Annotated in this window: 13 protein-coding genes; 1 reads left to right on the top strand and 12 read right to left on the bottom strand. The window is 45.9% G+C overall.

The window, feature by feature from the left end:
* Positions 1-174: 174 nt before the first annotated feature.
* The 12 genes from ACFQ0C_RS00870 to ACFQ0C_RS00925 all read right to left on the bottom strand — a co-directional run bounded on the left by ACFQ0C_RS00870 (position 175) and on the right by ACFQ0C_RS00925 (position 12388).
* Entirely contained in the window at positions 175-1248 is a 1074-nt protein-coding gene (locus ACFQ0C_RS00870; protein ID WP_379363047.1) for an Ldh family oxidoreductase, read from the bottom strand.
* A gap of 242 nt (positions 1249-1490) precedes the next feature.
* Positions 1491-1784: a Dabb family protein gene (locus ACFQ0C_RS00875; RefSeq protein ID WP_379363049.1), complete on the bottom strand. Its 294-nt coding sequence runs from the start codon at positions 1782-1784 to the stop codon at positions 1491-1493.
* Positions 1785-1844: 60 nt separating this feature from the next.
* Positions 1845-2723, bottom strand: coding sequence for an ROK family protein (locus ACFQ0C_RS00880; RefSeq protein WP_379363052.1), 879 nt, complete (start codon positions 2721-2723; stop codon positions 1845-1847).
* Between the two features lie 136 nt (positions 2724-2859).
* Entirely contained in the window at positions 2860-3759 is a 900-nt protein-coding gene (locus ACFQ0C_RS00885) for an aldo/keto reductase (protein ID WP_379363054.1), read from the bottom strand.
* 113 nt (positions 3760-3872) lie between these two features.
* Entirely contained in the window at positions 3873-4904 is a 1032-nt protein-coding gene (locus tag ACFQ0C_RS00890) for a zinc-dependent alcohol dehydrogenase (RefSeq protein ID WP_379363056.1), read from the bottom strand.
* Between the two features lie 63 nt (positions 4905-4967).
* Positions 4968-5960 (bottom strand): hydroxyacid dehydrogenase, encoded by a 993-nt coding sequence (locus tag ACFQ0C_RS00895; RefSeq protein WP_379363059.1) that lies wholly within the window; start codon positions 5958-5960, stop codon positions 4968-4970.
* Between the two features lie 111 nt (positions 5961-6071).
* Positions 6072-7106: a Gfo/Idh/MocA family protein gene (locus tag ACFQ0C_RS00900; protein WP_258215631.1), complete on the bottom strand. Its 1035-nt coding sequence runs from the start codon at positions 7104-7106 to the stop codon at positions 6072-6074.
* A 25-nt stretch (positions 7107-7131) separates the two neighbouring features.
* On the bottom strand, positions 7132-8667 hold the full coding sequence (locus ACFQ0C_RS00905; protein WP_379363062.1) for a type 2 periplasmic-binding domain-containing protein: 1536 nt from the start codon (positions 8665-8667) through the stop codon (positions 7132-7134).
* 30 nt (positions 8668-8697) lie between these two features.
* Positions 8698-9579 (bottom strand): carbohydrate ABC transporter permease, encoded by an 882-nt coding sequence (locus ACFQ0C_RS00910; protein ID WP_258215633.1) that lies wholly within the window; start codon positions 9577-9579, stop codon positions 8698-8700.
* A 30-nt stretch (positions 9580-9609) separates the two neighbouring features.
* Complete coding sequence (locus tag ACFQ0C_RS00915) at positions 9610-10575, bottom strand: ABC transporter permease (RefSeq protein WP_379363064.1); 966 nt, start codon at positions 10573-10575, stop codon at positions 9610-9612.
* A 51-nt stretch (positions 10576-10626) separates the two neighbouring features.
* Positions 10627-11424, bottom strand: a complete 798-nt coding sequence (locus ACFQ0C_RS00920) for a sugar phosphate isomerase/epimerase family protein (protein WP_379363066.1) — start codon at positions 11422-11424, stop codon at positions 10627-10629.
* Between the two features lie 25 nt (positions 11425-11449).
* Entirely contained in the window at positions 11450-12388 is a 939-nt protein-coding gene (locus ACFQ0C_RS00925; protein ID WP_258215636.1) for a sugar phosphate isomerase/epimerase family protein, read from the bottom strand.
* Positions 12389-12691: 303 nt separating this feature from the next.
* Here ACFQ0C_RS00925 and ACFQ0C_RS00930 point away from each other — a divergent pair, with 303 nt between their 5' ends.
* Entirely contained in the window at positions 12692-13891 is a 1200-nt protein-coding gene (locus ACFQ0C_RS00930; protein WP_258215637.1) for an ROK family transcriptional regulator, read from the top strand.
* Positions 13892-14002 lie beyond the last annotated feature (111 nt).

Raw genomic sequence — 14002 nt, forward strand, 5'->3', positions numbered from 1 at the left:
TAGTAGTAGTAATTGTTCCGCTATGCATGCAATGCACAACAAACAAAAGAGACAGCGGAAGACCTAGTTCCGTTATCTCTTTTGTTTGTTGCACCGTGCGCAGCTCCCAGCGCGTGGTATGACGTTGCATGACGGCGGTTAACATCAGCCACCAATTAAGGTCCATCCCGGATCTTAATTTACCCAAATGCTGTCCATAGACAGCCCTAGTTCCCTGCACATCTCGCGAAGTTCCTTAACTACATTCTCCTTAAGAGGAATGCCGTTGACACTTCTTTCCTGATAGGTCACATTCTCCTTCTCGCCCGGATATTTCATTCTGTCAGCCCCCTCTACGGTAGGGGCTTCATGTATCTTCCCGATCATCTCATCCATGAGCTGTGCAAACCCGCCTCCGGTAGGGAATGCATCGATCCGTAAAGCACAGAAAGCGTGGCTTTCCTGCCCTTTTTTACGGAACATACTGCCTCCGTCTCCTGATAAGAGTCCCGTTAATATATCGGCAACGAGGAGCAGCCCAAAGCCTTTATGTACACCATGCGAAGCTGAGCTGCCTAACGGAAGAACGGCTCCTTTCTCGGCAAAATAAACGTTAGGATCTGTAATAGGCCGTCCCTCAGAATCTACAGCCCAGCCTTCCGGCATGCTTTTACCTTCCCATTGGAGCATATGCAGCTTGTTCGCTATCGCCATGGTCGGCGCCATATCAAGAACAAAAGGTCCTTGCTTATCCCCAGGGGCTCCGAATGCCATTACATTGTTGCCAATCATCCGTTCCTTACCACCAGGACCGGCCACCGTTGAGCCTCCTGTTGAGAACATCAGGCCAATCATATTCTCCTGTGCAGCCATCAGCATATAATAAGCTCCAGCACCGCAATGATTGCTGTTATATACAGTCGTCCATCCAGTTCCAAATTCCTTCGCCATTCTTATCGTTTCGCTCATCGCCTTATGGCTGATGACAAATCCAAGACCGTTATCCCCGTCTACGGATGCTGTTGTAGGGCTGCCGGACGATATTTTAATGTCCGGCTTGCTTTGAATGCGACCGGTTTGTATCCCTTTAATATAGTAACCATATAGGTTGATCACGCCGTGTGAATCAATCCCGCGCAGATCAGCATCGACTAATATAGTTGCAGTCAAGTCGGCCTCCGTTTGGGAAACTCCCACTTTTTGAAGCGCCAACGAAACCAGCTGCTCCAGCTTTTGAGGATTGGCTTTTTGCTGTGCATTATTCATCATACATTATCTCCCTGTCCAGCGATTTGGTTGGTTCATACATCCTGTTCTCCAGCATTCAACTAGCTGGAAAAACGGTAATGTAACCGCTTTATCAGTATACTACTCTCATCCGTCAATTTCATCCATTCTTGCTAGAATCGCTATTCGTCCGTTTCTTGAGCTCCATCTAATCTAACAGCCTGCCGTCATACATCAAATAAGCCGACCCTAATATTCGGTCGGCTTATTTGATACTGTTCGTCCTAAATCTCGATATCAACCACAATGCTGTCCAATCGGCCGACTTCCCTAATTAAAGCGGCTACAGCTTGATGATGAGGATTCGGTCCATATGCGGCAAGTGCTTCTTTATCCTCGAATCGTACGGATAAAACGACTTGGTATCCTTGATTTTTCTCCGAGAAGTTAATTCCCGCTTGCAGGTCAACAATTCCAGTCAGGTGGCTTCTTAATGCTTTGAATCGGTCCACTACCTCCTGCAGCTGCTCTTGCGTTGTAGTTTCAGAGAATTTTACAAGTACAATATGATCAATCATGGAGAATCCTCTTTTCAAAGTTTAGTATAGTATTTATGATGTTCTGGATTAGCTGCAGCTTTACTGCTGCTGGAGCTCCCGCTTGGCGAGGACCAAAGCGCCGCTAAGTCCCGCATTATCGCCGAGACCCGGAGGCACAATATAATCGTCAAGCCCCGATGCCAGTTCCTGCTTCTGCACGTAGCCATTCAACATTTGCGACACCTTATTGCGAATCAAAGGAAATAGCTGTTGCTGTTTCATGACGCCGCCACCCAGAATAATTTTTTCCGGGGAAAGAATATAGATGAAGTTTGTAACCGCTTGAGCCAAATAATATGCCTGAAACTCCCACACTTTGTCATTCTGCTCAAGCTCGTACCCTTTTTTACCCCAACGCTGTTCAATTGCCGGGCCTGCGGCCATTCCTTCCAAGCAATCATGATGGTAGGGACATTTGCCTGCAAAAGAGTCCTCAGGATGACGTTTGATCAGAATGTGCCCCATCTCCGGATGAAGCAGACCATGCAGCAGCTTTCCCTCAACAAGAGCTCCCGCTCCAATCCCGGTTCCAATTGTAACATACACACAGCTGGACAGCCCACGGGCTGCTCCCCATTCGGCTTCCCCCAACGCCGCAGCGTTTACATCTGTATCGAATCCCATTGGAACATTCACATGCTTTTTCAGTTCGCCCAAAACCGGATATTGATTCCAGTGAGGCTTGGGAGTTGTTGTAATATATCCGTATGTACTGCTGGATTTGTTCAAATCCACCGGACCGAAAGAGCCGATACCTATCGCCTCAACGTCCTTCTCCTTAAAATACTGGATCACTTGACCCATCGTTTCCTCAGGTGTTGTTGTCGGAAAACTTACCCGATCTGTAATTTCACCATGCTCATTGCCGATACCGCAGACGAATTTTGTTCCTCCTGCTTCAATAGCTCCCAGCTTCATTAAGAGATGCCCGCCTTCCCATAACAATATATCCAACTTGGCTTATTTAACGATAGCGCATTTGGTCTCATATATTTTAGCATAAATCGTATTATTTGCATTGGCAAATTTCAAAAGCAGGAGCTGCCTTATCTGATCATACTATATCAAGCGGCATTTTTCTGGAAGGTTTAGGAAACTCAGCAGCCAAGCTCTCGATATCCTCTTCTGTTAACTCAATAAGAATGGCCTGAGCATTATCCACTACATGCTCTACAGACGATGCTTTTGGTATCGCTACAACATCCCCCTCACGAATACACCAAGCTAATAGCAGTTGATATGGAGTAACGTTATATTTAAGAGCAATAGCTTTTACCGTCCTATTATCAATAAGTCCCCTTCTTAACGAACCGGCCTGTGCCAGAGGACAATACGCCATAACCGGTATTTTGTGCTTTTTAAGCAAAGGTAGCAAATCATATTCGATACCGCGTGAACCAAGATGGTACAGCACTTGATCGGTCATGCAGTGAGCGCCTTTATCATAGCTCAGAAGCTCCTTCATATCGGCAGTGTCCAGGTTGGATACGCCCCATCTTGCAATTTTCCCCTCTTGAACTAATCTCTCCATTCCTTCGATTGTTTCACTTAGAGGGATGCTTCCTCTCCAGTGCAGCAGGTACAAATCCAGACGATCAGTCCCAAGCCGCTTCAAGCTCGCTTCACAGCTTTTGGCAATACGGTTAATTCCTGCGTTATGGGGATATACCTTGGATACAATAAATACGTCATCCCTAATTCCTTTAATTGCTTCTCCAACCAACTGCTCCGAATTTCCTTCTCCATACATTTCAGCGGTATCGATCAAGTTCATACCAAGCTCTACACCCAGCCTTATTGAACAGATCTCTTCATTCCTTTTAGACGAATCATCGCCGATAAGCCATGTGCCTTGACCCATTCTTGGCAATGCAGTTCCGTCCGATAATAACACAGGCTGCCTGGAAAGGGCGCTAGTAATTTTTACGATCTCATTTTCATCCATTATTGCCATAGCTCCAATCTCCCTTCGAATTAGAAAGCATTTTCTCTATTATAACCGAATACCTCATTATCTTTCTTGCTCATAACGACAAAAACCGTCCCTGAGGACGGTTTTGTAGCTGACTATTTCACTTCGCAGTCGATCATTACGTGAATGGTATCTCCTTTGTGCTCATTCCTCAATTGGAATGCTCGTGCAACCTCTGCTAGCGGAACAACGTGCGTTATCATTTCCTCCGTGTTGACTAGTCCGTCTAGAACAAGACGCAGACCTTCATCGAAGAAACGTCGGTTATCGATATCGCGTTTAGGTTCCGTGGAAAGAATATCCAGCCTCTTTTTATGAACCTTGAAGAAATCGACCGGCTTATGGCAGGTGCCGATGCAGCCGTACATCACTATACGACCGTTTTGAGCCGCAGCGTTAATGGCATCTACCATTCCCGCTCCTTCCAGCAAGCAAGGAATAACGACGTCAAAGCCGTCCGGGAAATCTGCACCTACAATATCCATTGTATTTGCATGCTCATTTGGAAGCTTGTAAGTATGGGTAGCACCGTATTTCCGGGCCAATGCCAGCTTTTCGTCAAACAGGTCTGTTACAACCAAATTTCTCGGACTAAACATATTTACCACTTGGGTCATCACTAAACCGCTGACACCCTGCCCTGTGATTAATACATTCTTATTAGGAGAAATATCGCCAAGCTCCGCTGCGTGAATGATTCCAGGAAGCACTTCTATCAACGAGCCTTCGATTAACGGAAGGTCTTTGGGCAGCACCTTCAGCGAGAATGGAGTGCAGCACACATATTCTGCAAATGCGCCCCATACATACCTCAATGCTACATGATCGCCTTCTTTGACACCAATTACGTTAGGTCCAATTTTATCGATAACTCCCGCTACTTCATGTCCAAGTCTGGTTGGGTACGAAATAAATTCAGGCTCGCGCGCGCCACGGAACACTTCAACATCACTACCGCAAATGCCGACCCACTTAACCTTGACACGTACTTCTCCATCCTTGGGCTCTGGAATTAAAGCTCTTCTGACACTAATTTCTCCAATTGCGTCCATTACAGCACACATCTGCGTTCCAGGACCTTCATAGTCTACCAATTCCATAGGCGGTACTGACATTTTTCTTACCATTTGTGTAAATCTCCTTCCGGTCAGCTCTCCAAAGCCGCGTAATTTTATCTATATTGCTGATTTCTACGCCATAACTTCCCACATTCTCTCGCTGACTTCATAGGTTGTCTTTTCTTCGTTCAAGCCTCGTATGATATCCTTCACTACTTCCTCCATCAACGAAAGATGGCCTTGTACCGATGCTCCAGCAACATGCGGGGTGATGAGTACATTAGGTAAGGAGCGAATCGGACTATCCGCGACAAGCGGCTCTTTCTCGAACACATCGAGCGCTGCGAAGAAACGTCCGCTGTTAAGCTCGTCCATAAAAGCTTGTTCATCCACTACAGGGCCGCGTGAAGAATTTATAAAGACAGCTCCGTCAGGGATGAGCTGCAGCAGCTCGCGGGTTAGCATTCTTTCCGTAGCGGGAAGCTTCGGAGCATGCACCGAAATAATAGGGCAGCTCATAACTTCTTCCAAGGATGCTCTTGTGACGTTCAATGCAGCTGCGGCTTCTTCGGACAAATACGGATCGTAAACAAGCACGTTAACCTGAAACGGCGCTAATAACTTGATGAAAGCCCGCGCTGTGGAGCTCGCGGAAATAATGCCAACCGTGCTGCCGGTAAGCTCTCTGCCTTTGAGGCCAAGCTCTCTCCATTGGCCCGCACGCAAGGATGCATCCAGCGTCGGCAAATGGCGAAGGGACGCAAGCAATGCTGCAAGGCAATATTCTCCCACACTTAACGCGATACGGGGAGCTGCTGAGAATACCCTGACACCACGGGAGAAGATTTGCTTGGGAACCAGACTTTTCACCGTTCCGGCCGCATGGCCTATTGCGCGGAGATTAACGGCTTTCTCCAGCGCTTCTTCGCTTAGGCTCGGAGAACCCCAGCTCGTAATAATCACTTCGGCATCGTTTATCATCCCGGCCAGCTCTTCCTTAGTATAATCCTTGCCGGTTTCATTCCAGGATACATCGAAATGTTCATTTAACAAGGTCCTGCATTTGTCGGAGCAAACCTCCTTCAATCGTGATTCCGGTGAGAGCACCAATGCTTTCTTCTTCATGAGTATAGCTCCTCCTTAGAGTTTTAGTGAGCGCTCAAAAAGTCAATTCGATTCCGAATAGGCTTCCTGAGCTGCTTTGTAATCAAGAGGGGACTTTTTCGAACAACCTCTTTAGGGCTGAATTGGAACAACCTGATGCGTACGCATGGATTCGAAACAAGCGTCTATAACCTTCATCACGCGAATGATTTCCCGTCCCGATGCGAGCGGCTCTCTTCCTTCACGGATAGCGTCTGCAAATTCTTCGAGCTGCCAGGTGAAATTGGCGTTCGTTCTTTCACACTCAGCCTGCTTCTCACCATTCAATAGCAGCTCGTATTCATCCTTTAACTGCATCATGCCGTTAGTGCCGATCAGGTAACGCTCGTAAATGCTGTTCTGTGTCGACCAGATCCGTTTGCCTGTCAAGCCCTCTTCATCTGCTGGCCGGACACCTGCATTAAACGACATAAGTACATTAGCCATTTGACCTTCACCGAAATTGAGCGAGATGGCGACCTCATCCTCCCCGCTCCAGTTCGGGTTATTGGAATGACCTTGAGCATAAACCGAAATCGGCATTTTATCATAGGCCCATACGATGTAATCAAGGATGTGACTCCCCCATAGCGGAATAATGAATCCGCCGATCTTCGATTCATCCTTCCACCAATCTGCTGCCGGCTTATTCATATGGGCCAGCAGCAGCGCATTAATATTAATTAGTCCGCCGATTTCATTAGCTCTGACTTTCTTGATGGACTCCATAACAGGGCTAAAGAACCGCCTGCTTTGACCTACCATCAACGTAACGCCATTTTCTATGGCGGCCAAAGCCATGTCTTCCGCTTCCTTTACATTCATAGCCATAGGCTTCTCAACCAGCACATGCTTGCCGGCACGAAGCGCCTTAATTGAATATTCCGCGTGAAGATCATGAGGTAGCAGCAGCAGGAAAGCGTCAATATCCGGATCATTAACCGCATCATCATAGGAAGTGTAAGTTTTTACCCCTTCCCACTGTTCTGCCTCCTGCCGCAGCTTCCCTTCATCTCGGGTTACTAGTGCAACCAGATCCATTTTATGTGCAAGTTCCCGAACTGCCGGAAGATGGGACTTCGATACACGTCCCAATCCGACAACGGCCAATCGCAATTTTTGCAGCATGGGCCTCTCGACTCCTTCTCTCTATTTATTTACCGCTTTTTTTATCCTGATAGGCTTTGTTAAATTCATCGATCATCTTCATGTAATTAGCGTCTGCTTTGAACGATTTAACCATTGCATCCCAAGACTCGATCGGTTCTTTTCCCATCATAACTTTAACTTTCATATCGTCCATTTTCTTTTTGAAATCCGGTCCTAATTTCAAATCGATGTCAGACAATAAACCAATCGATACATCAGCTACTCCGTATTTGGAACGCTCGTCAACGATTTTCTTGTTGCGTTCGAACATTGCTTTTGGCATTCCAACACGGTAAGCCCACAAATACGGATCATATCTTTCGAAGATTTTACCAAAGGAGCTTTGTGATACACTTTCTTTGACAGCTTGATCTGTTGCCGTTTTAAACCCGTCTACCACTTTGAAATGGATGTCCTTAAGTCCGTAGCAAGCCAATTCAAAGCCTTCTTCGGATGCGCCGTAATCCATTAGAGCCAAGATCTTCTTCATTTTGGCCTCAGGGACCTTTTTCGGAATCAAATACAATCCGGCAAATCCGCTGCCTGTATGAACCATTTTACCAGCCGGGCTTGAAAGAAACGTCATAGCTACGAAATCCGCTTTCGGATCAAGCTTCTGCGCACCTTCTGTAGCACGGTACACGCCTTCTGTCGTATCCATCTGGACACCGACTTTTCCCGCTTTTGCCATGTTTTCATAGTCTGTAGTTTTCATAATAGTGAAGTCTTCAGGCAATATTTTATCCTTGTACATTTTGTTCAGATAAATAAGTCCTTCTCGGGTTCCTGGCTCCAAATCAGTGTCAACCAGCTTGCCCCCTACATCTTTCCACTTACCATTACTGTTGTTGAAAATATCGATAACCTTTTCCCAGTTTTTCCCGTTGTATCCATAGGTGTCAGCTTTGCCGTTTTTGTCCGGGTCCTTTTCAACAAATGCCTTCATTGCGATATAGAACTCATCCATAGTTTCCGGCATCTTCAGCCCTACATTATCCAACCAATCCTGGCGGATATTGAAAAAGCTGCTGCCATGAAGCGGACGTACTGACGGAAGGATATATTGCTTGCCATCCACTTTTACACTGTCCATAATTTCTTTCGGATAAGCGGCCAAGTTCTTATAATCCTTCAAATAAGGACCCAAATCCCAGAATGCCCCTTGTTTTATCATGTTGATTGCCTGGGTTTGTTTCATATCTTTAATCTTCATCAAATCGGTCATGTCGCCGGAAGCCAACATAACGTTCTGCTTCTCTTCCCATGCATTAGGTGATGCCCAGGTAATATTCAGCTTCGTATTCGTACGTTTCTCGAATTCCTTCGTAACCGGATTGTCCGCTGAAGGAGGCTCCGGTGTGCTGAACTCGGTGAAAATGCTGATTTCAGTCGGTTTCTCATCTTTCACTGCACCTGCCGCACCTTTATCTGTCCCTGGAGCTGTACCGCCTGAGCAAGCCGACAGGATTGATGCTACCATGATGAATGACAAGGATGCAGGCACCGCTTTACGTTTAATGAACTTCTCTTTTTCTTTCATACTAACCCTCCTAATTCATTTTTAAAAAGATTATCCTTTCACCGAACCCAGCATTACACCTTTGGCAAAATGCTTTTGCAGGAACGGATAAACACATAGGATTGGTATCGTCGCAATTACGACAGCAGCCATTTTTAAAGTTTCGGTAGGGATATTTTGTCCGGCCATCATCTCTGCTGCAGCCGATCCCCCTGCTTGGGTCGAGGAGTCGATCAGCATATTGCGCAGCACTAGCTGAAGAGGCCATTTGGCATGATCATTGATGTATAATACCGCACTAAAGAATGTGTTCCAGTATGCCACTGCGTAAAATAATCCGAATGCGGCCAATGCCGGAAGCGATAAAGGCAGGACGATCCGGAAGAAAACTCCGATATCCGTTGACCCGTCGATAACAGCGGATTCCTCAAGCTCAACTGGAATGCTGTCAAAGAAGCTCTTCATCAAGATGACATACCAGCCGCTTGTCAGTACCGGTAAAATCAAAGACCAGATACTGTTGATCAATCCCAAGTCGCGAACGAGCAGGTAAGGCGGGATCAATCCCGGACTGAACAAGAGCGTGATAAGAATCAGCAGCATGATGATTCTTCTACCCTGCAACCGCTTTCTAGACAAGCCGTATGCCAGAGCGGCAGTTACTACGAGGCTCAATGCGGTTCCGACAGTAGCCAGAAATCCGCTGACCATAGTTGCGTTTCGGAAAGCCGATGTAGACAATAAATATTTGTAGGAATCCAAAGTCCAGCTTTGTGGAAATAAGATATATCCTTGCTTCTGGATATACTCCGTTGGGTCCGTGAATGATACAACAAATACATAATAAAGTGGAAAAAGCGTAATGATCGCTACGATGCCCAGCACTATAATATTCGCTGTATCAAATATCCGGTCACCTATGCTTCGTTTCATTTTCCTCACCCCGTTACCGATATTTAGCGATTAATACACGCCTTCTTCACCAAAGCGTTTGGAGAGCTTGTTAGCTACAATAACCAAAATCAATCCGACCAGCGATTTGAACAAACCAACAGCTGTACTAAAGCTGAATTGACCTTGCTGAATACCTAGACGATAAACGTAAGTTTCGAATACATCTGCAACATTAGACACTGCTCCGTTCATCATCAAGAAAACTTGCTCGAATCCCACATCCATTATGTGGCCAAGCTTCAGAATGAACAATACGACAATGACACTTCTAATAGCAGGTAGCGTTACATGCCAGGCTTGCTGCAGCCGGTTGGCTCCATCCATTTTAGCCGCTTCATACTGTTGAGGATCGACCCCGGCAATGGCGGCAAGGAAAATGATTGTTCCCCATCCAGCTTCTTTCCATATATTTTGTACGGTTAGCAGCGCCCAGAAATTATTTTCGTTAGTTAGAAAATCATATTTGGCAAAGCCTAAACTGACCAGCATCTTATTAACAATCCCCGACGACTGTGACAGCAGCAAAAAGGTAATCCCCGCGATAATAACCCATGAAAGAAAGTGAGGCATATACACGATGGATTGAATCCACTTTTTGTAGATTTCATTGCGCAGTTCGTTCAACAAAAGCGATAGTATGATTGGAAGAGGGAAAAAGAATATTAAGCTCAGCAAGCTGATAGCCATCGTATTTCGAAATAATAGGAAAAAGTCCTGGTTTGAAAAGAAACGCGTGAAATGCTCAAATCCTACCCAATTACTGTTCATTACACCCATGTAGGGTGAGTAGTCCTGAAAAGCAATGATAACACCCCACATGGGAACATACTTGAATATTAGAAAAAACAATAAACCGGGAGCAATCAACAAATAAAGAAATTTGTCTCGTTTAAGTCCGTGCATCACATGCTTCCATCTGCTTTGTGGTACCGTTCTTGCGAGACTGCCCAATTGCAATTCGCTTTGAGCTGCCATGGTACTGCACCTCCCTTTTCAAAATCTCTTTATGGCTCTGCTGGAGAATTATTATTCAAACAGCGACTTAGCGTAAGCCAGATCCTCGGCAATGTAGCGGTCTTTGTTGTCCAGATCCGTATATTCAGCGGTCAAGCATACTACACCCGAATAGTTTCTTTTCTTCACATAATCTGCAATTCTTGGCCAATGCGCCATACCATGTCTTCCGGTAGTAAAATGACGTTTCCACTCGGCTGTCTTCGCTTCAGGTCCGTTGCTTCGGATGAAAAAGCCGTTTTTCAAGTTGACCATAGCAAGATGAGACCAAACGATGTCCAATCCGTATTCGGGCTGTTGTCCGGCGAAAGCATCATGTGCTGCATCCCAAACTACACCTACATGCTCAGGGTTGATATCCTTCATTAAGTTCATAATTCCATTGGAATCTATGATATAGTTCCCATAATGCTGCTGAACGCCGACCTTCACGCCGTATTTCTCACAAAGTGGTACAAGCTCTTCCAGCTTGCGCTTGGTCCGCTCTTCCGTCGCCTTATAGCCGTCCTGATCTATGTTGATCATGATCCGTATCACTGGCACCCCAGCCTCCGCACATGCGGCGAAGACTGATTCATCAGTTGAAGCGGCAACGCTATATATTTTGACGCCTTGTTCATCCAGTTGCTTGGCGAATTCAGGCAATGATTTGCCGACGGTTTCAGGCTCAACCTGAAATCCTGCACGGATGGGCAGTTCAATGCCATCAAAGCCGATACCGCTTACAAAGCGGCCCAAGTCTTGAGCTGACTTGTCTTTCCAATGCTTGACAAAGAGCGAATAAGAAACTTGCTTTTCTAGGTTCTTCACACCAGCACTCCCCTATTTGAACTTTTTAAACATTGACATTAGGCTTTATTGTAGTTAGTAAATGCTGCAAATCCTTGTAGCATTGCTGCGCCAGCTCTGTGTGAACAGGAAGATCGGAGCCCGGTTTGCTTACACTTTCGATGGTGAGAAGCCCGCTATACTCGATTTGCTCTAGCCCCCGGAACACTTCGTACCAGTCAATACCTCCCTGATTGATGAGGCGGTGACAGTAGTAACGCTCCTCGTTGTTGTTCTTCTTGGCAATAACCCGATGATATCTTCCAATATGAGGTACATAATCACTGTACTCGAATGCCCAAGGATATTGGTCGCCCTTCAGCTCCACGATATCTTTGATATGAACATTGTACAGATATGGCTTTAACCGTTTAATCGTTTCGATTCCATACTCTGTCGGAACTTGATATAAGTTGACGGGATCGAGAATCAGCCCCACGTTGCTGCGTCCAACCGCTTCTACAAAAGCGATGGATGATTCTGCAGTGTCACATAGCGTCCCATGATGCATTTCAATGACTGCCTTAATATTTCGTTCATTTGCCAGATCAGCACATTTTTGAAACCATTTCACGGCTCTTGCAAAATCCTCTTTAGAAACCTCGTCAGAATGCTGGAATCCCGGATTCAGCCTCATCATGCCGCAGCCAATTGTTGAAGCAAAATTCAGATAACGCTCCCATTTCAGAACTTCAGCCTCATTCTCCTCATCCGTATTGCAAGCAAACCCGCCTGCAAACAAAGAAAGATTAGTCGGGATTAATTTATAACCATCCAGCAAGCCTTTAATTTGCTCAGCCCGCTCCTGTGAAATATGGCCATCCTTCAATTCTCCAACACCGCGAATCTCAACACCCTCATAACCGATATCGGCTGCATCCTTCAAAAAATGCTCGATTGTTGAGTCATCATACATGTTTCCACCTAATACAATCGTTGCTTTCATCCTATCCCCTCCGTAATAGCGCTTTCATTTCTATAGGGATATCATAAAGGAAAACGAGGACTTATGTCAATATATAAATTAAGTATTGTGTAAAATATGTTTTATCCGGATAAAAGCAGCTATTTTTTCATATTTCACTTGATCTTTGTTTTGTTTTTTATTAAATTAAACATATGACTCCAAATAAGTAATGGTTGTCCGCTTGTATGCTATTTGATTGAAAAATTCGAAATATTTACCATTCATCTTGAGTTTCAGGTATAATCGATTTAATTACAGAATGATATGGCGACGGTGAAACTTATGATAATTCCTAGCAAAAGCGATCAAAAGGGCAGTAAAACTAGCATCATCCAAGCATTGCGTATGCACGGCTCCATGCCCCGGATTCAATTGACCAAAATTACTGAACTAAGTCGAGCTACTATTTCATCAACGATTTCCGAGCTTATTGAATGGAATCTCGTGAAAGAAACGGAAAAAGCTCCTTCCACAGGAGGGCGTCCCGCCATTTCACTAGAATTAGTTCCCGGCTCCCACGCTATTATGGGTGCTGATCTGGATAATCAGGCGTGGACGCTCGGTGTATTTGATTTACTCGGCAATGTCCTTCACAAGACCAAAATACCTGTCAGCTCCTCCAGACCCGAGGAAGCCGTTCAAGAGCTGGTCGACCACACCTCGAAGTTTGTTCAAGAATTCGATAAAGAGGTTATCCAAATGTTTGGCCTGGGTGTGCCCGGACTTGTGGATACGAGGCTTGGCATTATTAAGAGTGCATCCGATCTGGGATGGTCGAATGTGGATATTGAGGAAATGGTAAGCAAAGGGCTTGGTTGGCCGACTGTCGCTATTAACAGACACCGGGCTCGGGGTCTTGCGGAATGCCGGTTCGGATCAGGGAAAGATTATAAGCATATGATTTATGTCGGGGTAGGCTCAGGCATTGCCGCCGGTATTTTTAACGACCGGCAGCTCGTATCCGGTTCGTTCGGTGGCGCAGGGGAGCTCGGACACATTACGGTAGAACCTGACGGCCCTGTGTGCCCTTGCGGGAATAACGGCTGCCTGCACCTGTATTCAACAGCTTCCGCCATGGAGCAGGAAGCCCGCAGACTGCTGCGGGCCGGTCAAGAAGAAAGCAGCCTAAGAAGGCCAGGGCATGATCTCCAGCTTCTGCGTGCCAAAGATGTTTGCCTAGCCGCGGATCAAGGCGATGAGCTTGCGATTCGTGTCGTTAATCACGCTGCAACCTATCTGGGTATTGCCTTAGCGAATCTCGTCAATTTGCTCAACCCTGAAGCCATAATACTGGGAGGGGCCATCCCCGGCATATGCAGCACCTATGTACAAACCGCGACAAAAGTTATGCAGCAGCGTTCTATGATGGCTCTTTCGGCGGGAATTACGGTTAACACTGCATCATTAGCCGAAATTGGAGGGGCCCTCGGCGCTATCAACTTTGCCCTTGATAGGCATTTCTCTTTTAATATGGTGCAATAAACTAGATTGATTGGCGCTATAAATAAGAAGAACCGTCAGTTCATTTCCTGACGGTCTTTTTATGTGCAAACTCATACGTGTGTACGTGGAGAGGGAATCCGTGTGGGTTCC

Origin of the sequence: Paenibacillus sp. GCM10027630 (assembly GCF_042676305.1) — a bacterium.
Taxonomy (GTDB): Bacteria; Bacillota; Bacilli; order Paenibacillales; family NBRC-103111; genus Paenibacillus_S.